Origin of the sequence: Paenibacillus sp. P22 (assembly GCF_000469945.2) — a bacterium.
Taxonomy (GTDB): domain Bacteria; phylum Bacillota; class Bacilli; order Paenibacillales; family Paenibacillaceae; genus Paenibacillus_O; species Paenibacillus_O humicus.
This window is the reverse complement of record NZ_CBRA020000140.1, coordinates 12,888-33,808: the sequence shown is the minus strand read 5'-3', so window position 1 is coordinate 33,808 and position 20,921 is coordinate 12,888. Positions and strand designations below refer to the sequence as shown.

Genomic DNA, 20,921 nt, shown 5'->3' with positions numbered 1-20,921 from the left:
ATGAAACTGCCTGACAATGATCTTCAATTCGCAGAAATGGCTTTCCGCCATTCGAAGGATGGAATCGCGTTTCTGTCCGTCCAGGACGGCGCCTGGAGCGCGATGAATCCCGCTTTCCGCCGCTTATGCGGATGGATTGCCGAATCGGGCGGCCCGGAAACCGGCGGTCAAGGCCCCTTCCTCGGAGGCGGCGATGATCCGGAAAGCCTCCAGCGGCTGCTCAAGGCCGAATCCCCTTTGCGGCACGGGCTGACTCTGCTGAAGGCCGACGGCGCAGCCGTCCGGATCGACTGCCTGCTCACCCTGCTGGAGGAGGATGGCCATGCTACCATCATGGTCCAGGCCTTTCCCGATTCCCTGCAGGAATTCCCCATCGCCCTCGACGAGGACCTGTACGAGCTGATCGTCGAGAATACTCGGGATCTCGTGAGCTGCAGCACGCCGGACGGAACGATCCTTTATATCGCTCCTTCCTGCAAGGAGATTCTCGGGTATGAGGTCCATGAGATGATCGGACGCAACCGCAGGGAGTTCTACCACGAGCGGGAAGCCCGGGAGATGGCCAACGGAGATATGTTTGACGTGAACCGCAGCTTCGTGCGCCGGACCCGGCACAAGGACGGGCGCTTCATCTGGATGGAGTCCTACTTCAAGGTTCTCGACCTGCCGGATGGGAGGCAGCGCATCCTGACTTATGCGCGGGATGTGTCGGCCATGAAGCGCTATGAGGAAATGCTTCAGACCGTATTCGATATGGCGCGGATCGGAGCCTGGCAATGGGATGTCATCTCCAACCAGATGTCGTTCTCCGAGGAAACCCGGGCGATGTACGAGGGCAGGCTGCCGTTGTCGGCGCCCGCAAGCGACGCCATCATCGATGCGCTCAACATCGAATCCGACGCCTCCGAGGATATCAAGCAGTTTCTCCGCCTCGGCGCCAGCAATCCCGGCACGCCCCGGGAATGGGAATATCCGGTATCGCTGCCGGACGGTTCGATCCGCTACGTCTACTCCCAATGCGTCCCGCGGGTGGACGAATCCGGACGGCCGTACCATTATACCGGCTTCGTGCAGGATGTCACCGAGCAGAAGCTGTTGGAGAAGCGTCTGCAGGAAAGCGAGCAGCAATACAAATCCCTGTTCGAAAACAGTCCGCAGGCCGTATACTCCATGAATTGTCAGGGAGATTATCTGACAGCCAACGCCAACCTCGAAAAGCTGACCGGTTACTCGATGGAAGAGCTGATCGGCAACTATTGGGGGCCGCTTGTGCCGGAAGAGTATCTCGACAAGACTCTGCGTCACTTCGGCTTGGCCTGCCAGGGAGAGCCTCAATCATACGATCTGAAAATACGGCACAAGGAAGGCCATGAGCTCGAGATCAACACCATCAACATTCCGATCATCGTGGACGGCGAGGTCGTCGGCGTCTACGGGCTGTCCCAGGACATCACCGAGCGGAAGCGCCATCTGGAGCAGATCGAGAAGCTCGGCTATCAATATACGCTGATTCTCAATGCCGTCTCCGAGGGAATTCTGGGCGTGGATGTGGATGGAGCCTCGGTATTCATGAATCCGGCTGCCGCCGCCATGCTCGGGCTGAGCCACCCCGATATCGCCGGCAGGTCCTACCTCGACATGATCGAGCAGACGAGGGCCGACGGAACTCCGTATCGCAGCGAGCATTCCCCGATCCACCAGGCGATCCGGGGCGGGCAGCCTTACCGCAGCCAGGAGACGGTGCTGTGGCGCCGGGACGGCTCCAGCTTCCTTGCCGAATGCAGCGTGACTCCGATCCTCGACCGCGGCGAGCATAAAGGCTCTGTCATCGTCTTCCGCGATATTACCGGGGAAAAGGAAATCATCCGCGCCAAGGAATCGGCGGAAGAAGCCGACCGGGCCAAATCGGAATTCCTTGCCATCATGAGCCATGAGCTGCGGACGCCGATGAATGGAATCATGGGCATGGCCGATCTCCTTGCCAGCACGGAGCTGGACGAGGAGCAGAACGGATATGCGCAAACCATCATCGAGAGCGGCGATGCGCTCCTGCGCATTCTCAACGAAGTGCTGGACTTCAGCAAGATCGAAGCCGGCAAAATGGAGCTGGATCTGGAGCCGTTCCAGATTCGGGAGACCGTCGCGGACGTTGCGGATCTGTTCCGAGCCAGCGCGCGAGCCAAGGGCATTTCGCTTGAGCTCGGCTTCCCTGCCGAATTGCCGTCCCTCGTCATCGGAGATTCGGGACGAATCCGCCAGGTGCTCGCCAATCTCATCGGCAACGCCGTCAAATTCACCGACGAGGGCTCCGTCACCGTGTCGGTTTCGCTGCAAGCTTCGGATCAGGCGTCCTGCATGGTGGAATTCAGCGTCAGGGATACCGGAATCGGCATCCCGCTGGACAAGCAGAGCCTGCTGTTCCAATCGTTCTCCCAGCTGCATCCGGCGATCAACCGCAAGTACGGGGGAACGGGGCTTGGACTTGCAATCTGCCGCAAGCTCGTGGAGCTGATGAGCGGGTCGATCGGAGTCGAGAGCGTTCAAGACGAAGGCTCGGTATTCAGCTTCGTTCTCCGCTTCGCTCTTCCTCAGACTGAGGACTCCGAGCTCTTGCAGACGGAACATTCCGGAGCGCCTCATCCGGAGACGCCGCTGGCCGCGAACTCTTATCCCGGCATCAAGGCGCTGGTCGTCGACGACAACTCCGTCAACCGCTCGCTGCTGAGGACGATTCTATCCAAGATGGGCTGTCTCGCCGATACGGCGGGCAACGGCGCCGAAGCGTTGTCCATCCTGGAGCGCCAAAGATACGATATCGTGTTCATGGATTTGCAGATGCCGGTCATGGACGGCCTTGAAGCGGCGTCCGCCATCCGCCGCCGGCTGCCCCTCGGCAGGCAGCCGGCCATCGCCGCCGTGACCGCCTTCGCCCAGGAATCCGACAAGAAGATCTGCGCGGATGCGGGGATGGACGACTTCATCAGCAAGCCGGTGTTCGCTTCCGAAGTCGCGCGCGTGCTCAGCCGGCTGGCGGCAGGCGAGATCGGCTCACGCGCCGGCGACGAATAGCGGCTTATCCATACCGTACAATCCCCTATGCATAGCTCCGCCCGCCGGCATTCAGCACAGCCCGGGCAGAGCTTGCACAGGGGATTTTCATTTGGCTGTGCCGAAAATCGCGCATTCAGGAAGGCATGCCTATCCCGGGCATCCCCCCATTCCGAATAGGATTGAACGATAGGTTCAGTTGGAATCGGGATACATGTAAGACCGTTTCAAAGGTTGTTATAGTTTGGTAGGGTGATGGAATAGTGGCATATGACTACTCGATTATTGGCAAGCGCTTCAAGAAAGCCCGTGAGCAGAAGGGGATGACCCAAGAGGCTCTTGCCGAGCATCTGGATGTATCGAATGCTTACATAAGCAAAATCGAACGCGGCAAAACCCCGCTCAATCTCGACCGACTATCCGAGCTTTGCGTCGTCCTGGAGGAAACTCCGGAGTATCTGCTGAGCGGAGCCAACAGCAGCTCGCAAGATTTTCTCCGCCACGAGATCATGGATATGCTCGAAGGCTGCTCCCCCGAGAAAATCAGGTTGATCTCGCAGGTCATCCGGCCGATCATCCAGTATAAAGAAGATAAGTAACAGCAAAAAAACAGACCCGGATCGGAATCCGCGTCTGTTTTTTTGTTTCGGCCTCGTTCAGGCTCAGACAGAAGCATCTGCAGCGGCTGACGCAGGCAGATGGGAAGCGGCCACACGATAAATCGTCACTTTATTGCCGATTACCGGACCTTGAGCTGCCGATCCAAGTGCTCCTCCCTGTCCGTGGGACTGGCCGTGAGCATGACCTTGAGCTTGGCCGTGGGACTGGCCGTGAGCATGACCTTGAGCTTGGCCGTGGGAAGGGCCGTTGGCCGGAGCCTGCTCTCCGCCACCGGATTCTCCGTCCCGGCGCGAGTGCGCGCCGCGGAAGGAGTCGCTGGACGCCCAGGCTTCGAAGTCCGCCTTGCTCTCCCATGTCGTGCATACCCGGATTTCCTCGTCTCCATCCGCAGCTTTCCCGTGCAGCACATCCATGCGGATGAACCCTTTGAACGTATGCACCTGCTTCGGCTTGGCGAAACGTTCAAGAACAGCCTCTCCGAACCCAGCCTTCACCTTGATCACATTTTCGACAAGGATGGCTCCTGCTTCGGCTTCAGGCTCTTCGGAAGCAGCATTCAGCATCGACTTCAGGAAGTCTGCCGTCGCCGCCGCCTGCTCGCCGCCCATCAGCGCATGCTGCAGAAGCGTGATGCCATGCGGGCCTGCCGCATGCAGCTGGGCCGGATATTTCTCCAATGCCGCCTTGACGAGCGCGAGCTCGCCCAGCATGGCCGCTGCGAACAGATCGATCCGGGCTCCCTTTTCCAGCAGCCACTCCAGAATGTCTCTCCTACCGGTATGGGCAGCGGCTCCGACCGCCGTCTCCCAATCTCCTCCGCCCCAATTCATCGCCGCATGCAGCAGGTTCGGCTCCTGCTCAAGCAAAGCCTTCACCTGGTCAAACTCTCCATGCGCCGATGCTACAAACGCTCTTACGAGAGATGGATCCAATGCCGGTTCCTTCATTTACGACTCCTCCTGTTAGATAATTATATAGCGGCGATAGAGCCGCAAGCCGTTATGCCTTTTGCCTGACCGTCCGCACCGGCTGAAAGCTGGGAATCCCGTCTTCGGTGCGGATCCGCCCGGACACTCCGAAAATATCGCGGAAAAACTCTTCCCGGAACAGCTCGCCAGGAGTCCCTTCCGCGGCGATCTTGCCCTTCTTCACCGCCAGCAGGCGGTCGCAATAACGCGCTGCCTGATTGAGATCATGCAGCACCATGACGACGGTCGTGCCTCTCTCCTTGTTCAGCTTGCGCACCAGCTCCATCAGATCGAGCTGATGGGCGATGTCCAGATAGGTGCCGGGCTCATCGAGCAGCAAGATGTCCGGCGTCTGGCAGAGCGCCATCGCCAGCCAGGCGCGCTGGCGTTCTCCGCCCGACAACGCCGGGAGCGGACGATGCTGAAGCTCCTGCAGCGAAGCGGCTGCGATCGCCCAGTCGACGACATCCTCGTGAGCGGAAGAGCTTCCGTCCTGAAACCATTTCAGATGCGGATGCCGGCCTTTCCTGACCAGCTCCCGGACCGTGATGTCAAGCGAAGCATCCTGGTTCTGTGCCAGCATCGACAGCTTTCGGGCGGTTTCCTTCGGGTTCAGGGAATCCAATTCCGCGCCGTCCAGCAGCACGCTCCCTCCATGGGGCTTGACCAGTCTGGCGAGCATGCGCAGCACGGTCGACTTGCCGGAACCGTTCGGACCGACGATGCCGAGCCATTCCCCGGTCCGGATCTCGAAGTCGACGGCGTCGACGGCAGGCTGGCTGCGGTATCCGTAGCTCAGTCCGCGGCTTAGAATCACATTCATCGTTTCGCCCCCTTGCGCAGAAGGTAGAGGAAGAACGGAGCTCCGAGCAGTGCCAGCAGGATGCCGACCGGAAACTCGATCGGATCGAACCAGCTGCGCGCAGCCGTATCCGCCAAAGTGACGAGAGCGGCGCCGCCGACGGCGGATACAGGCAGCAAAATCCGGTAGTCGCCGCCGATGAGCAGACGTGCGATATGCGGCACGACAAGGCCGACAAAGCCGACCATGCCGGCCGTGCTGATGGCGGCGCCGGCCAGGAAAGCGGCGCAAGCCACGATCAGCAGCCGGTACACCTCGACGCGGACGCCGAGCAGCTTGGCGGCATCGTCTCCGAGCGCCAGCAGGTTGGCGGGCTTGATCAGCATCATCGCCGCTGCGATGCCGAGCAGCGCATAAGGAAACAGCGTGTCGACATGCGGCCAGCTTCTCCCGTTCAAGCTGCCCGACATCCAGGGCAGCACGGACTGCACCTTTTCACTGTTGAGGATCATCAGGGCGGACATTGCCGCTCCGAGCAGGGAATTGACGGCAACGCCGGCCAGAATCAGCCTCACCGGAGAAGCCCCTCCCTTCCATGCCAGCAAATAAACGACGGCGGATGCGGCCAGAGCTCCGACAAAAGCGGCGGCAGGCAGCAGCGCGATCTGCGCCGGAAACAGAATCATGATGGCGATCGCAGCCAGACCGCCGCCGGAAGAGACGCCGATTATGCCGGGGTCGGCAAGCGGATTCCGGAATACCCCCTGCAGCAAGGCTCCAGCAGTTCCAAGGCAGCAGCCGACCATCATCCCGGTCAGCACCCTCGGCAGCCTCAGATTCCATACGATCTGATAGGCTTCCGTATCCGCCGGATGGAGCAGCACGCTCCACACTTCCCGGATCGGAATATGGATGGCGCCGATAACCAGGCCTGACAGCGCGGCCAGCGCCAGCAATGCGGATACGGCGCTGAGCACGGCGGCATTCCGCGCCCAAGCGGGGTTTCGGGAGCGCCTGAGCTCTCCCGGAGTCATTACCGCCGCCATCAGTCCACCTGCAGAAGCAGGTTGTTGATCGTCTCGATCGCTTTAGGCGCGCGGATGCCCGGATTGGCTGCGAACAGATCCTGCGGCAGCACCTCGAAGCGGTCGTTTTTCACAGCCGGCAGCGACTTCCAGGCCGCATTGCCTTCGAATTGCTTCTTGAAGCCGGCTTTCACTTCAGCGGCGTCGCCATGCGTGATCAGCAGGATCAGCTCCGGATTGGAGGCGACGATGCGCTCCATGCTCAGCTCTGCGTATTGGGGCATCGTGTCCATCTTAGGGAACTTGGAAGCGACGTTCTCTCCACCCGCAAGCTCCAGGAAGCTGCCGGGATAGCTCGTCGGCAGGGCGACGACAAAGCTGCCGGGAGCGCCGTACACTATGAGCGTTTTCGGCTTGGACGCCGGCTTTTTCAGGCTGCCGACGGATCTGTCCATGCCGGCCGTAATTTCCTCCGCCTTGCTCTCTTTGCCGAGCAGCTTGCCGTAGAGGCGGACGGAAGCTTTGATGTCCTCGAACGTGTTCTGCGAATTGAACAGCACCTGGCGCCCAGCTTCTCGATCGTCGCCTGCTGGCTTTTCAGCGCAGGGCTGGCGATGACGAGATCCGGCTTCACCGATGCCAGCTTCTCGAAGAGAATGCCGTGCGTGCTGCCGACTTCTACGGCCGAGGCCGCTGCCGGAGGATTGACGGCGCCGAGCGCGGTCGGACGGCCGACTACGGCTCCGCCCAGCGCGTAGATCATTTCCGTATCCGCCGACGAGAGGGTGACGATCCGCTTCGGCTTCGCCTTCAGCGTGAAGCTGCCTGTGCTCGTTTTGAGCGTCAAGGTGCTGCTGATGGCGGCCGTGCGGCTGCCTTGATTCCAGCTCACCCACTTGCCGAATGCCTCGGACAGCAGGCGGAGCGGCACGAAGGTGCGTCCGTTCTGGATGACAGGGGCGGCGTCGAGAGCCACTTTCGAGCCGTTTATGTATGCGGTGGAAGAGCCTGCGGTCAGCTTGACGTTCACGCCCCTGCCGGAAGCCGTAACGGTTTTCGACGAGGCGTCCCACTGCGCGCTTCCTCCGAGGGATTTTACGATTGAGCTGTACGGCACCAGCGTCCTGCCGCTGGTGACGATCGGACTTGCATCGAGGCTGAGCTGCTTGCCGTCCAGAGCCACCTTGATGGCGGCGGGCGCCGCAGATACTTGAGCTGGAGCCGCAACTCCGGCTCCGGCGGATAGAAGCAGCGCCGAAGCCGCTGTTGTCAGCACCCATTTTTTATAAACCATGTAAACCCCTCCTGATTAATAATGAGAATCAATATCAATTACTACCCTATAATATTGATAACGATTATCATTGTCAATAGAAAGAGAGCAAAAAAAAGAGCCGTAGAAGGCTCTTTATCTTGTTCCTCATGCCGCCGAACCCGCCGTCTACCTGCGGAGCCCTTCTCGGACCATCCGCTCTCTTCGCTACTCCTTCACGCCGCCGATTTGAAGTCCTTGCACGAAATACTTCTGCAGGAACGGATAGACCACCAGGATCGGAAGGGACGCGACGATGGTTATCGAAGCCCGAATCGACATGGGCGTCACCATATTGTGCACGGCCCCCTTATCCGCTCCGTTGGCGACGGAAGCACTGCTGTTCGAGAACATCGAAGAGGAAAGCAGCTTCATCAGCTCGTACTGCAGCGTACTGAGATTTTGCTTGGATGAAGCATACAGGAAGGTATCGAACCAAGCGTTCCACTGGCCGACCGCCACGAATAGCGCGACAGTAGCCAGAACCGGCTGGCAGAGCGGCAGGACGATCGAGATGAACGTCCGGAAATCGCCCGCCCCGTCCATTTTCGCCGATTCGATGAGCCCCTCGGGAAGCGTCTGGATATAGGTCCGGATGACGATCATGTTGAAGGCGCTGATCAGGCCGGGGATGATGTAGACCAGGAAATGGTTGAGCAGATGAAGGTCCTTGATCAAGAAATACGATGGAATGAGGCCCGCGTTGAAATACATCGTCAGCACGACGATGATCGTGATCGGCTTGGCGAAGACGTATTCCTTGCGGCTGACCGCGTAAGCCAAAATGGAAGTCAGAAACAGGTTGAGGACGACGGCGATGACGGTCCGCGCGACCGAAATCCAAAATGCATGATAGATGGCTCCGCCTGCGAATACGGCCTTGTAGTTCTGGCTCGTCCATACCCTCGGCCACAGATAGATGCCCCCCCGAATCGTATCGTTGCCGGCATTGAACGATATGGCCAGCGTATTCAAGAACGGGTAAAGGGTTACGATCGCCAGCAAGATCATGACGATGGCATTGAACGAATGGAAGGCGGCCGGCTCCAGCCGCGGCGATCTTGTTCTCATCGGGCTGTCCTCCTCAGATCAATCGGTTTTCGCCGAACCGCTTGGCGAGCATGTTGGCGGAGAAAAGTAAAACGATGCTGACGACCGTCTTGAATATGCCTGCTGCCGTCGCAAGCGAGTAATTGCCGATTTGCAGCCCGTATTTGAGTACGAAGATGTCGATCGTCTGGGACCAGTCGACGACGACTCCGTTGCCCAGCAGGTACTGCACCTCGAAGCCGGCGTCCAGAATCCAGCCCAGGTTCATGATAAGCAGGATGATGATGATCGGCCTGATGCCCGGAAGCGTGACATGCAGCATTTTTCTATAGCGGTTGGCCCCATCTATTTCGGCCGCTTCGTATAGGGATGGATCAATGGACGTAATAGCGGCCAAATAGATGATCGCGTTCCAGCCTATCTCCTTCCACACATGGGAAGCACCGACAATTCCCCAGAAGTAGTGCGGCTTGCTCAGCCACATGATCGGCTCCTGAATGAATCCAAGCTTCATCAGGAGGACGTTGACAATGCCTCCGTCGACCGAGAGCGTCGTCGCGACGATGCCGGTGACGATGATCCAGGAAAGAAAATGAGGCAGATAGGAAATGGTCTGGATCGTCCGCTTGAACCAGCGGGTCTTGACCTCGTTGAGCAGGACTGCAAAGGCGATTGCGGTCACGAAACCAAGCACCATGTTGATGACGCTCATGGCGATCGTATTGCGCAGCACGAGCAGAAAGGTATCGTCTCCGAACAAAAACTTGAACTGGTCGAAGCCTACCCAGGCCTGCTCCCCGAAGCTCTTGGCCGGACTATAGTTCTGAAACGCCATCGTCCAGCCCCAGATAGGGTAATACGAAAATAAAAAAAACGTAGGCCAGTATGGGCAGCGACATCCACATAAGCTGCTTTTGATCGCGCAGCCGCCTGAAGCGGGAAGCCCGGAGCATGGGCGCCGTTTCGGCATGGTTCAATTGCATGTGTCCTTCCGGAATTTCTTCCATTTCTCCGCACCTCCGATGCTGCCTCGGCCTGACGAGGATTAGCGATGGCAGCCGGCGGCTTACGCGCCGCCGGTTGCCACAGCCTTTCCTGCCTTGGCTGGGCTAGTTGCTGGCCCAGTTTTTCATGCGCCACTGTATCTGTTCGTTGATTCTGTCCTCGTAAGCCTTCACATTGATTTTTTTGTAAGCGTCCACATAATCGTCCCAAGCACGGTCGAATTTATCCGTCTTGGACATGATGGCGATCGGCAGGTACTTGAGGGAAGCATCCGTCATCTGCTTGTTTGCGACCGCAGCCGGCGATCCGTCGATCAGGTCGATCTGCCATGCCGGATAGTAGACCGGATTCGGGGGAGGAGGAGAGAAGAAATCCATCCAAGTCTTGAAGCCGTAAGCATCGAGCAGCTCTTTGTCCTCGGCCTTCAGCGAATCGTAGTATTCGCCAGGCTGGTTGCCCGCGCTGGTGGCGTTGCCATCGGAGAAGGTGCCTTCAATCTTGGGCAGAGCGCCGAACAGCCCGTCGGCACGATTGGCCAGCTTCCAGGTCGGGTCTTCCTGCTGCTTGCGCTGTTCAGGCGTACGATAGAACTTGCCGTCGTCTCCGACTTTGTAATCCACGTCTTTCTCGCCCCATGACAGCGTTTTCTGCCAATCCTCACTCATGAGAGCGTCCAGGAACTTGATGATCCGCACCGGATCCTTGGCGTCCTTGCTGATTCCGAATCCGTTGTTGAGATTGGGAAGCGCGCTGTCCCGATAGTACTCTTTGATACTGGAATCATACGTGAGCGGGAATCCCACATAAGTGCTGCCGATCTTGCCCTGCGAGACCAGCGTATCCTCGGCGGTCTGGAAGTTCCAATGCTGGTCGAACATGCCGAGCACGCGGCCCGAGGCGATTTTGGCCAAATATTGGTCATAATTTTGCACGAAAGCCTCTTTATCCATCAGGCCCTCGTTGAACAGACTGTTCAAATCCTTGTAATAGCGCTTGGAAATGTCTTTGTCGGCGAATACCATCGCGACTCCGTCATCCACGACAACGCCGCCGTCGTTCGGATGTCCTGTCAGATGCTCCGGCGGATTGAGGAGCGGGAACGTTCGCCAGTCGTATGCCAGCGTCGTATAGCCGATCGTCGGATTGCCGTCGATCTTGGGATGTTTGGCCGCATAATCGCGGATAAGCTTGAAATATTCATCCGGCGTTTTCGGAGTGGGGTATCCCGCTTCCTTGAGCACATCCTTCTGAATCCAGAAGGCCGGACCCGAGTAGTAGGTGCCAAGATCCTGTCCTGAAACAATGCCGTAGTTAGGCAGCCAATAGATATGGCCGTCGCTGGAATCCTTCATCTTGTTCCAGGCGCTGGCGTAGTGCTTCTTCAGGTTCGGAGCATACTGCTCGATAAGATCCTCCAGCGGAATGACCGCTTTGGCCGCAACCAGCTTCGTATCGGCCGTAATCAGATCCGGGTATTCGCCGCCAGCAATCATGACGCCGATCTTCTGCTGCGCGTCTCCTACCAGAAATTCCATGTTGATCTTGACGTTGAGCTCCTCCTGAATCTTCTTGTAAATCCGGTTGTCCGGAGCAGGCGCCTGGTTGGGTGTCACGATGAACATGGAGATGTCCAGCGGCTTCGCATTGTCCGTGGCCGCAGGCGGCGAAGCGGAATCCGTTCCGCCATTAGCGGAAGTCGAGGCCTGGTTCGTTCCGCCCCCGTTTGATTCGCTGCAGCCGGCGAGCGCCAGGCTCATGGCAAGGACGATCGCAGCCGTTCCTCGCAGAGCATTGGTTGGGATTACCCCCATCTATTTCTCCTCCTTCGGAAATCTTGAATCCTTGCTTCTTCAGTATGGAGAAATGTATGCGGTTACATAATAAGTAAAATTAAGCATTGCCCCCCCAGAATTAAAGGCGTCCATCTCCGGCAAGTCCGTTATTCCGCTCCCGGCTCCTGAACTCAGCCGGCTTCATCCCTAGCCGCTTCTCGAATTGCTTGAGGAATTGCTGATACCCCCTGTATCCGACCGATTCCGCGATCGACGACAGCGGCTCATCCGTTCCCTGAAGTCTATTTACAGCCTCATTGATGCGCAAATCATGGATGAAATCAAGGATTCCGATGCCGAACTTGCGGGAGAAGGATTGTCCCAAGTAGACAGGATTGACAAACAAGCGCTCGGCGATTTCCTTGATCGTGCTGGGCTCGGCATAATGAAGGCGCAGATAATCCGCCGCTTTCCGGATGGCGCCCCCGCTCCGGCGATCCAGAAGGGAAGCACAGGCGCTCTGGCATTGCAGGCAGAACTCCACCAGCAAAACCCCCGCATCCGATAGGTTCAGCCCTTTCCTGAGCTTTTGATCCATGCCCCAATTCAATAGAAGCTCATCGGAATCCCCTCCCATTTCCTTGTAGAGCGAGGCGCAGCGAAGCACGACCTGAATCAGGAAGATCGAAATCAGCTCCGGAGCGATCCGATCGGATTCAAAGGTCCGCAACGCGCCCAGTATTGAATCGGACAGCGCTTCTCCGCGGCCGCTCTCCACGATGTCGACGATGCCATCGGCCAGTTTCAGAATCTCGGGATCGAAGGTAAGGGTCCGATCGCGGATCTCGTCATAATACACGATATCCGTTTTTCCGAAGAACAAAAAGCGCTCGGCTTCCGCTGCTCCTGCCGCAGATTCCACAAGCTCCTCCAGCCGCTTCACGCCGCAGCCAACCGCAATTCTCGGCCGCCCTTCCGATCGTTCCCGCAATAAGGCCAGCAGCCGATCTGCAAAAGACCGGACGGCAGGCTCAGCCGGATGGCGCCAGCCGAGCACGAGGCCGAACGCATCCGGGTCTCGATCGATCAACCGGCAGAATGGGGTGCTCTCGGCAAGGTTCCGAGCCGTCTCGCGAGCGCAGCCTCTATCCGCTTCGTCGGCATCGACGTGGATGTACGTCCATCCCTCCGCCTCTCCCGCCCAGGAGGATGCCACTGATTTCGCCTCGTCCACTGCTTCTTCGTCGCCTCCGAAGACCAGCACGGACAGAGAATGGTCGACGGCATAGCGGCCCGCGCTCTCCTGAATCCGGACTTGCCGCTCCTTGTCCCGGATCATGCTCAGCACGCCGTCGAGCACCTCGCGGGCTTCGCGGTCGAGGATCGGCTTGACCAGATAGGACGTAACGCCGAGATGCAGCGCTCTCCTGGCGTAGTGAAAATCGTTGTAGCCGCTTGTCAGAACGAATTGAGTGTCCGTATTCCCCCGCTGCCGGGTCTGTTCGATCATCTCCAATCCATCCATCAGCGGCATCCGGATATCCGTCACAACGAGGTCCGGCGGATCGCGGCTTATATGTTCAAATGCATCCTGCCCTGTATGATAGATGCCCGCTACCCGGAAACCGAAGCCTTCCCAATCGATCATAAGCATGAGCCCCTCGGCAGCGATCGGCTCGTCATCAACCAAAAGGACGGTGTACACGGCTTATGCCCTCCTCTTCATTCGAAAGCAGCCTGGAAAGCGGAATATGGAAGCCGGCGTCCGTCCCGAGGCCGGGAGAGCTCTCCAGAATAAAGCGGACATTCGCATGATAGAACAGCTCCAGACGGCGGTAGACATTCCTGATTCCAATGCGGCCGTCCATCGCATTGTCGACGCGGACATTCTCCATCAGCCGCTTAAGCTTGTCTTCTTCCATGCCGATGCCGTTGTCTCTCACGTGCACTTCCAGAGCGAGCTCGGTCAGCTTGGCGGCGATCGAGATGGTCCGCGCTTCTTTCCTCGCCTGCAGCCCATGCTTGCAAGCATTCTCCACCAGCGGCTGAATGCTCATCCGCGGAATGAGAAGATCCATCGCTTCCGGATCGATATGGAACGAGTAGTTGAACAGGTCGCCGAAACGGAACTTCTCGATCTGCAAATACATCGAGGTGAACTCGAGCTCTTCCCGGAGAGGCACGAGCCCGTCAGCTCCGCTGAGCAGCTGACGCATAAGCACGGACAGGTTCTTGATGATTCCGGTTACCCCCGTATAGCCGTTCTTGACGCATACAATCAACAGAGCGTTCAGCGTGTTGAACAAAAAATGGGGATTCATCTGGCTTTGCAGCATGGAAAGCTCTGTTCGGACCGTTTCCAGCTCCATGTTTTTCTGCCGGATTTCCAGCTTATAGACGTCGTTGATCAGAGAGGTTATTTTCTCAATCATGACATTGAACGTCCGGATCAAGCCCCCGATCTCGTCGCGCCCTTCCTGGATGTCAATAAGATCGAATCGCTCGTTGCGCACCTTCTCCATATGCCTGGACAGTTTCTTCACACGGTAATGATAAGAGCGGAAAAGGATGAAAATGAGCAGTGACGGGATAAGGGTGCTCAGCACGGCCAGCCAGACAATAGAAATAAAAGCATCATGAAGAAGGCTGTCGATCCGATGCGTATCCGCCACGCCGACAAGCCTCCAGTTCTTTACATAACTGAAGTCTCCAATCGCGTGGTTCATGGTGTAGCCGGCGGCCGGCCGGGCCGAATCGGCTCCTTCGGCCTCCAACCCCGGACTGGAGGCGACTGTACGCCCTTTTTCATCCAGCAGGCGCAGCTTCAGGCTGTCGATTTCCCGGTTCAGAATGCTTTCGATCTTCTCTATATTGAGGTCGATGCGCACGAATTTCATATATTTGCTGTAGGAGGAGAAGGTGTTCATTCGGCTGACCACACTGATTCTCTGACCCGGATTAAAACCGCTTTTCTCGTCATAAGCGACTGTGAGGATGTTGACTCTGGACCGATTCAGCTGCTCCAGCCACGGGAGATCCTTCGAAATGCTTTCAATGACTTGATAATTGGTTCCGCTCTGGATGGACAAGTTGTTCGTATAGACGCGGACCTGCAGGATGTTGTCGGACTTGTAGCGCGTCATCCGGTCGCGGAGAAAGCTGTTGTACACTTTATAGTATTCAATCGGGGATTCGTACTCTCGGTCGAGCGCCTCGTAGATCGAATCGTCGCTTGCAATCGACCGGTCGAGCGCGACGCTTTCCTCGATCATGCCCAGCAGCTCGCCGGATGCCCGCTCCATCGATTTTCTCAGGTTTTCCTTCTCGCGGAGCTGGATGTCTTCCGAATTGCGGTAATAGAAGAACACGTTGATCGACATGATTGGTACCAGCACGCACAGCAGATAAATCAGCAGGAATTTGAGCTTCAAGGGAATATCGTTGATTCTGTAGAAGATTCTGAGCCTGTCGATTCTGCCCTTCATCTCGACCACCTGCTCTTGTAAGCGGAAGGAAGCTCTCCCGCAATCGCCTTAAATTTGGCGGTAAAAGTGTCCGTGTCGCGATAGCCGAGGGATTTGGCTATGCTGGCCATTTTCAGATCCGTTCGCCGAAGCAGCCGCTGGGCTTCCTCGATCCGCAGCCGGTGAACGTAGTCATGGAAGTACAATCCGGCCTCTCTCTTGAATTGCTGGCCGAAATAGACCGGATGAAATCCCAAAGCCCCGGCTACTTCCTGCAGCTTGATCCGGGATCGGAACTCCCGCTTCAGCATGGCTACGGCTTCCTCGACCGCCTTGCGCGCATCGCTTGTTGTCGGCTTGGCCGCTGCGAGATCATGGGCGATTATGGCGCAAATCCGCTTGAGCGCAGCATCCGCCTCCTCTGCCGGGATCAGCTCAGGACGTTCGCGCAAAAGCAGGCTCTGCTCTGCTGCTGCGCGGCCTGCGATCGGTTTCACGGCTGCTTCTCCAAATGCGCGGAGCAGCTCTCCCCGCACATGATCCAGAACCATTCTCCTCCAGCCTCCCCGCAAGCCCGCTTGCGCCAGCAAATCGCTCAGCCTGTCAACGGAGCTGTCGATAGCTTTGAAATCGGCGGCTTGGATGGACCGGACCAGCGAGTCGGTTCGAATCGTGACCTCCTCCAGCGTGCACGGCCCGGGCTGGAAGCAGCCTGCGTGACGGAACACCCCTTGACGTTGTCCGGGGAGCCTTCTTCCGCGCATGTTCTCGATCTGCCTGTAAAGCTCGGGCAGCAAGGACAGCTCCGCGGCTCCGCTGCAAAACAGCGCCGTCTGCCGGAGCAAGTCCTCCAGACCGGTGGAAGCATCCGCCAAAAGGCTTTCGAAACCCTCCTCCTCCGTCTCGGGTCCGATGATGAGCAGACCGATCCGTCCAGGCCCGACTCTGAAGCTCCAGGCTCCGAGCTTGTTCTTCCGGAACGCTTCGGCGATCGGTTTCAGCCGGTTCTCCAGCGCGGTCCCAATTCCCGTATTGTCGCGAGGACCGGCCGCATCTTCGGCGACAATCAGGCGGCACCGGCTGTGCTTTTCCGCTCCCAGAAGACGGCTTGCTTCCTCCAGCGCATCGGCCGCTCCGCCTCCGAGCAGCCGGACGATGATGGAGGCGGCAGCCGCGGCCGTGTCCTTGTCCCTGGCCGCTTCCCTTCTTCTCTCTTCCTCCAGAGGCGGTGCGAGCTCGGCCAGCAGACGGTGGATCTCGTCCGGAAGCAGCGGCTTCAGCAGATAGTGTTCCACTTGATAACGCATGGCCTGCTGCGCATAGCTGAATTCAGAATACCCGCTGACGATGACGGTTTTGACGCGGATCCCCTTGTCCTCCTGGAGCGTGCGGATCAGCTCCAGACCGTCCATCAAGGGCATCCGAATATCGGTCACCAACAGATCGATCTTCCCGCTCTCCACAAAAGAGAGCGCTTCCAATCCATCTTCGGCCATTCCGCACAGCTCGTAGCCGTGCCCGGTCCAATCCACGATCGACCGCCACCCATCCAGCATCATCGGCTCATCATCCACAACCAGAACCTTGAACACGGCTGCCACCTGCCTGTCCTAATTTATCCTACGGCATCAGGAGACTTCATCAGTCAGCTCATTATAACCACGGGGAAAATAAAATCACAATCCATCTCTTCAACGAGCAGGCATTCATAGGCATGGAAATCCGCCCCATCTCTTGCCTGCCCCGCCTTTCCAGCCAACTGTCTTCTCTTGAGAGAGGAATTTCCCTTATAATTGAACCAGAAAAATAGAGGAGAGATGATTCCGATGGCAAACTCAGAGGCGGCAATTCCAAAAGCATACCTGGCAGGCTTCGAGGTGTTCCGGCCCGATGCGGCCGAGGAAGGCAGGCGGCTGAAGGCGCTCTGCTCCGAATACGGCTTCCAGGGCATCTTCCCGCTCGACAAGGACATCAAGCCGCTTCCTTCGCGCTCGGCAACGGCGCAAGCCATCTTCGAGGGCAACGTCCGGCTTGTGCGGCAGGCGGATCTCGTCATCGCCAACCTGAATCCGTTCCGGGGTCAGGAGCCCGACGCCGGCACGGTCTTTGAATGCGGGCTTGCATACGCCCTGGGCAAGCCTCTGTACGCCCATCTGCTGGACGCACGGACGATGGAGGACAAGCTCCGGGAGGATACGGATTCCGACACCGGCTTGTACCGCGACGGCATGTCCATCGAAGCGTTCGGACTGCCGGTAAATCTGATGCTGGGCGTCCCCGCCGCCATAGCGGAGGGGACGCTTGAGGACGCGTTGAAGCTGGCCGCCGCGGACTTTCGGAGCCAAGCCGCATCTTCGCAGTAACGGAGGAGCCGATGCCTGACGGGCGCGGATGAGCCTTCCTCCACAGCGTTTCCCGGCCGGTTCAGCCGTTTAAGAATGCCTTTGTACGCAAAAGAGCCTCTGCCAGCTGAACCGGCGGAGGCTCTTTCCGTATAGCGATGTTGTTCATGGGACGGACAATACCTTGCTGTCCGTTACGTTGCCGCTTATCCGCAGGCTTGCAGCCAGGCGGCCGCCAGGCGTTCGGCAGCGGTCCGGTTGCAGCCGGCAGCCGGCAACTCTAGCGGGTCCGTCTCAGCCGTTTTGCGCCTGGATTTCGACCTGATCCGGACGGTAGACGCTGACGATGCGGCCTTCCCGGTCCGCCGCGAACAGCACCGAGCGCTCGGCTTCCAGCGTGAAGGAATAGCGGCTGCCCGTAACGGGGTCCTTGATGGCGATCTTGGCGTCCAGAGCATATTCCGATACGAAAATATAGACGGCGCCATGGGCGAAATCGAGCTTGCGTCCGTATACGCCCGCGAGCTCTCCTCCCTGCTCCCATTCCAGCTCGGCCGATACTCCCGCAGCTTCGAGAGCGCGGTCGTACACGGCCTCGAGAGCGATATAGCTCTCGGCCAGCTCCAGCGGAAGCGGACACCAGAGGAGGCGTCCATTGCCGATCGCGATCTCATGAAGCTGGGAGGCCGCCTGTACGGGACGTCCGTCTTCATCCAGCAGCGTCTGCTTGTTCAGCTTGGCGATGGCGTCGCCGGCGAAGCCGATCTGCAGCAGCTCGCCGTCCAGCTCCAGCGCTTCCTCGCGGCGGATGTTGGCCAGAACGGCCGGGCCGGTGAGCGCTTCGGCGCGGCTGCTGCGATGCCAGTAGGCATCCAGGTTCAGCGGGCCGGTGACGAGCAGCGTGCCTCCCGTCGTCTCCGCCCAGCGGGTAAGATCGCGGAAAGCCTCGTCGCTGAGCGCATGTGCCGACGGCATCAGAATCAGCTTCGGCTGCTCGTAGGCCGCATCCTTCAGCACATGCAGGTCATACTCCCCTAAGGAGCGGAACGGCACATTCATGCGGTGGGCGAGCGAGCGCGTCAGGCGCGAAGTGATGTCCTCGGCCAGCGAGCGGTTGGAGAAGTCGTTGCTGTACGGATAGACGACCGCGACCTCCTCCAGCTTGCGGTCCTCGAACAGATGGCCCGCTTCGCGGATGAAGCGTCCGAAGTCGTAGGACACATCGGCCTCCGGCTTCTCGGTGCCGTCGGCGCGCAGGGCGCCGATATGAGACTCGTTGATATTGTGCATGTAGAAGTTGATGTTCCAGATCCATTGGACCGCTCCGGCGCCGCCGGTCGAGAACGCATAGGCGTACTTGCGCTCGAGGATGCTGTGCAGCTCTTCCTCGGTGCGCTTGGCGAAGCCGTCCGGAGTCTCGATATACATGATGCCGGTCTCTTGGATGACGTTCGGCTTATAAGGCGTCTTCGCGAAAATGCCGTCAAGCACGAGCTGGTCGTTCTTCCACCACGAGTGCACGGTCGTGTAGTCGACCGCTTCTTCATAGAAGAGCGGGGACGGACGCTGCGCCTGCAGCCCCTCGTCCTGGCCGACCGTCACCAGCTGCTTCGGCTGGACGGCCTGGATCGCCGCGCGCAGCTCGGAAGCCCAGCGGTTGTGCATGTCCTGCGAGAAGAGCAGGTAATCGAGCCACTGGCCGCTGCGCTTCTCGTACAGCTCTGTCGTGGAGAAGCCGATATCGCCAGGCGTCGGCGGCATGATGCCGTCGAACGAAGGCAGCTCGGCTTCGGTCATGTTCCATCGCTCCTGCAGCTTGACGATGGAGCCGTGGCGCTTTTGCAGCCATTCGCGGTAAGCGGCCAGCTCAAAGCGGTCTCCGAGCGTGCTCGCGGCGTTCCACAGCTTGTTCGGATCGAACATCGTCGGCTCGTTGATGAGATCCCAGTGCACGTGGGCGGAATGCTTGTGACGCGTAACGATGGACGTGATGAACCGCTTCTGGGCTTCCACGCTGCGCGGATCGAGATAAGGATTCTCCCCTTCCCACAGCTCCGGCGTGAAGGCGAAGAAGTTGAAGACGACCTCGAGGCCGTGGCGCTTGGCCGTCAGGAACAGCGCATCGACGGCGCGCAGCATCTCTTCGCTGACATGGCCGTCCACGAAGGCCATCTTGCGGAGAGCCGTCCAGAGGCCGGTGCGGATCGTGTTGATGCCGGCCTTCGCCATCTGCGCCATGTCGCGGTTCCACACGGACGCGTTCGGCAGATGGAGGTATTTGCGCGCGACGTCGCTCGTCATGTAGGTCATGCCGACGATCGGCAGCGGCTTGCCTTCCTTGACGAAATAATCGCGGTTCACCGTAATCATCTCGCCCCGGCGCAGCAGCTCCTCGTCGCGTCCCCAGAAGCCCTGGGAAAGGCGGCGGATCTCGCCGCTCTGCTTGCCGGTCAGCTCCGCTTCGACGCTGTAGTAGCCCGGTTCCGCCTGGAACGGCAGCGGCACGCGCTCATAGTCGGCCAGCGCTCCGGAAGACAGCTCGAAGCCGCCTTCGGCTACGACGCGATCCCCTTGCCCTCCCTCAAGACGGACCTCATACCGCACGCTCCACTCGCTGTCCCCTTGCACGTTCAGCCGCTGGCGCTGGAACGTCAGCACCGGCTTCTCGCCGATCTCGAAGCAGGCGTAGTTCGGCTTGAGCCACCATTCCGTCACGCCGCTGACGGCGAATGCCGCCCAGCGGGCAAGCGCCTCGGCGCCTTTCCCGCCCTCCCAGAATGCCGCTCCGGCTTCGCGGTTCGCAAGGATCCAGCGTCCGCCGGCGAAGTCGCCCTTCGTATTCTCGATCAGCACGACGGGAGCGCAGCGCTCGCGGCCGTCCTTGTCGAGGCCGGTCAGCAGCGGATAAATATGGGCGTCCATCGGACCGCCCGAGCCGTTCTCGGCCGGATGGTCATGCGAGCGAGTCACATGAAGAGCCAGCCCGTAGGTCGGAGCAGGCGAGAAAAGCCCCTCGTCGCCGGACAGCAGCGGAATGGCGCGGGAGGATTTGAGCTCCGTCACCAGGCCTGTCTGGACTTCAAGCGCTTCATGGATGCCGATTGTTTGGTGATACGACGTCTGCTCCGCCTCGGGCAGCCAGCCCTCGGCTGTATGGAGAACGGGAATGCGCAGCGGTATGCCGCCGATCGTCACGAGACCTCCGCCGCGCTTCACATGCTCCAGCAGAGCCGGCCATGCCTGCTTGGGAAAGTACGGTCCATGCAGCATGACGAGCGCTTGCGGCCGTTCTTCCCTTAATTTGTCGGCCAGCTCGGCCGCTCCGGTCAGCGTGTCCTGCAAAGCGCCGAGGTCGGCGCTGCCAGGTCTAGGACCGGCAAAAGGAAATTCATTGTCATAGAAGGTCAGCCATTTTTTCATGATTGAGCACCCCGCGGTTTTGATTTATAATAGGTTTGTTAGGTTTGTTAGGCTAATAACCATCAGAAAGCAACCAAACTTTAGAGGGTGAA

14 protein-coding genes and 2 pseudogenes are annotated in these 20,921 nt (G+C 58.9%); 3 read left to right on the top strand and 13 right to left on the bottom strand.

Going from position 1 to position 20,921, the window contains the following annotated elements:
* On the top strand, nt 1-3,069 hold the full coding sequence (locus BN871_RS18675) for a PAS domain-containing hybrid sensor histidine kinase/response regulator (RefSeq protein WP_053087012.1): 3,069 nt from the start codon (nt 1-3) through the stop codon (nt 3,067-3,069).
* Between the two features lie 242 nt (nt 3,070-3,311).
* The gene (locus BN871_RS18670) at nt 3,312-3,647 is read left to right on the top strand and encodes a helix-turn-helix domain-containing protein (RefSeq protein WP_157060335.1); all 336 of its coding nucleotides are present in this window, start codon (nt 3,312-3,314) and stop codon (nt 3,645-3,647) included.
* A gap of 63 nt (nt 3,648-3,710) precedes the next feature.
* Here BN871_RS18670 and BN871_RS29260 read toward each other — a convergent pair whose 3' ends face one another.
* The 12 genes and pseudogenes from BN871_RS29260 to BN871_RS18615 all read right to left on the bottom strand — a co-directional run bounded on the left by BN871_RS29260 (nt 3,711) and on the right by BN871_RS18615 (nt 16,659).
* Nucleotides 3,711-4,232 (bottom strand): antibiotic biosynthesis monooxygenase, encoded by a 522-nt coding sequence (locus BN871_RS29260; RefSeq protein ID WP_232313175.1) that lies wholly within the window; start codon nt 4,230-4,232, stop codon nt 3,711-3,713.
* Between the two features lie 6 nt (nt 4,233-4,238).
* A pseudogene (locus BN871_RS29255) lies at nt 4,239-4,616 on the bottom strand (ankyrin repeat domain-containing protein); the annotation flags it as partial.
* 52 nt (nt 4,617-4,668) lie between these two features.
* A complete protein-coding gene (locus tag BN871_RS18660) occupies nt 4,669-5,460 on the bottom strand; it encodes an ABC transporter ATP-binding protein (protein ID WP_048748308.1) in 792 nt (263 codons plus the stop codon).
* Nucleotides 5,457-6,485, bottom strand: a complete 1,029-nt coding sequence (locus BN871_RS18655) for an iron ABC transporter permease (protein WP_232313173.1) — start codon at nt 6,483-6,485, stop codon at nt 5,457-5,459. Before BN871_RS18655 ends, BN871_RS18660 begins: the two co-directional genes overlap by 4 nt.
* On the bottom strand, nt 6,485-6,991 hold the full coding sequence (locus tag BN871_RS29750; protein WP_269745441.1) for an ABC transporter substrate-binding protein: 507 nt from the start codon (nt 6,989-6,991) through the stop codon (nt 6,485-6,487). The genes BN871_RS18655 and BN871_RS29750 overlap by 1 nt, the downstream gene beginning before the upstream one ends.
* A complete protein-coding gene (locus BN871_RS27880; protein WP_048748306.1) occupies nt 6,895-7,758 on the bottom strand; it encodes a stalk domain-containing protein in 864 nt (287 codons plus the stop codon). The genes BN871_RS29750 and BN871_RS27880 overlap by 97 nt, the downstream gene beginning before the upstream one ends.
* Nucleotides 7,759-7,944: 186 nt before the next feature.
* Complete coding sequence (locus BN871_RS18640; protein WP_021879893.1) at nt 7,945-8,847, bottom strand: carbohydrate ABC transporter permease; 903 nt, start codon at nt 8,845-8,847, stop codon at nt 7,945-7,947.
* A 13-nt stretch (nt 8,848-8,860) separates the two neighbouring features.
* Nucleotides 8,861-9,779 (bottom strand): annotated as a pseudogene (locus BN871_RS18635) (ABC transporter permease).
* Between the two features lie 156 nt (nt 9,780-9,935).
* The gene (locus BN871_RS18630) at nt 9,936-11,642 is read right to left on the bottom strand and encodes a hypothetical protein (protein ID WP_021879895.1); all 1,707 of its coding nucleotides are present in this window, start codon (nt 11,640-11,642) and stop codon (nt 9,936-9,938) included.
* A 100-nt stretch (nt 11,643-11,742) separates the two neighbouring features.
* Nucleotides 11,743-13,308, bottom strand: a complete 1,566-nt coding sequence (locus tag BN871_RS18625; protein WP_048748305.1) for a response regulator — start codon at nt 13,306-13,308, stop codon at nt 11,743-11,745.
* Nucleotides 13,286-15,088 (bottom strand): sensor histidine kinase, encoded by a 1,803-nt coding sequence (locus tag BN871_RS18620; protein ID WP_048748304.1) that lies wholly within the window; start codon nt 15,086-15,088, stop codon nt 13,286-13,288. The genes BN871_RS18625 and BN871_RS18620 overlap by 23 nt, the downstream gene beginning before the upstream one ends.
* On the bottom strand, nt 15,085-16,659 hold the full coding sequence (locus tag BN871_RS18615) for a response regulator (protein WP_048748317.1): 1,575 nt from the start codon (nt 16,657-16,659) through the stop codon (nt 15,085-15,087). Before BN871_RS18615 ends, BN871_RS18620 begins: the two co-directional genes overlap by 4 nt.
* A gap of 234 nt (nt 16,660-16,893) precedes the next feature.
* On the opposite strand from BN871_RS18615, the gene BN871_RS18610 reads away from it, so the two are divergent.
* Complete coding sequence (locus tag BN871_RS18610; protein WP_048748303.1) at nt 16,894-17,430, top strand: nucleoside 2-deoxyribosyltransferase; 537 nt, start codon at nt 16,894-16,896, stop codon at nt 17,428-17,430.
* 273 nt (nt 17,431-17,703) lie between these two features.
* Here BN871_RS18610 and BN871_RS18605 read toward each other — a convergent pair whose 3' ends face one another.
* Complete coding sequence (locus BN871_RS18605) at nt 17,704-20,829, bottom strand: beta-galactosidase (protein ID WP_048748302.1); 3,126 nt, start codon at nt 20,827-20,829, stop codon at nt 17,704-17,706.
* Nucleotides 20,830-20,921 lie beyond the last annotated feature (92 nt).

Bases quoted from the DNA above. Each gene is read 5' to 3' on its own strand.
- BN871_RS18660 (WP_048748308.1), bottom strand. From the start codon at position 5,460: ATGAATGTGATTCTAAGCCGCGGACTGAGCTACGGATACCGCAGCCAG.
- BN871_RS18620 (WP_048748304.1), bottom strand. From the start codon at position 15,088: ATGAAGGGCAGAATCGACAGGCTCAGAATCTTCTACAGAATCAACGAT.
- BN871_RS27880 (WP_048748306.1), bottom strand. From the start codon at position 7,758: ATGGTTTATAAAAAATGGGTGCTGACAACAGCGGCTTCGGCGCTGCTT.
- BN871_RS18655 (WP_232313173.1), bottom strand. From the start codon at position 6,485: ATGGCGGCGGTAATGACTCCGGGAGAGCTCAGGCGCTCCCGAAACCCC.
- BN871_RS29260 (WP_232313175.1), bottom strand. From the start codon at position 4,232: ATGCTGAATGCTGCTTCCGAAGAGCCTGAAGCCGAAGCAGGAGCCATC.
- BN871_RS18675 (WP_053087012.1), top strand. From the start codon at position 1: ATGAAACTGCCTGACAATGATCTTCAATTCGCAGAAATGGCTTTCCGC.
- BN871_RS18630 (WP_021879895.1), bottom strand. From the start codon at position 11,642: ATGGGGGTAATCCCAACCAATGCTCTGCGAGGAACGGCTGCGATCGTC.
- BN871_RS18605 (WP_048748302.1), bottom strand. From the start codon at position 20,829: ATGAAAAAATGGCTGACCTTCTATGACAATGAATTTCCTTTTGCCGGT.
- BN871_RS18610 (WP_048748303.1), top strand. From the start codon at position 16,894: ATGGCAAACTCAGAGGCGGCAATTCCAAAAGCATACCTGGCAGGCTTC.
- BN871_RS18640 (WP_021879893.1), bottom strand. From the start codon at position 8,847: ATGAGAACAAGATCGCCGCGGCTGGAGCCGGCCGCCTTCCATTCGTTC.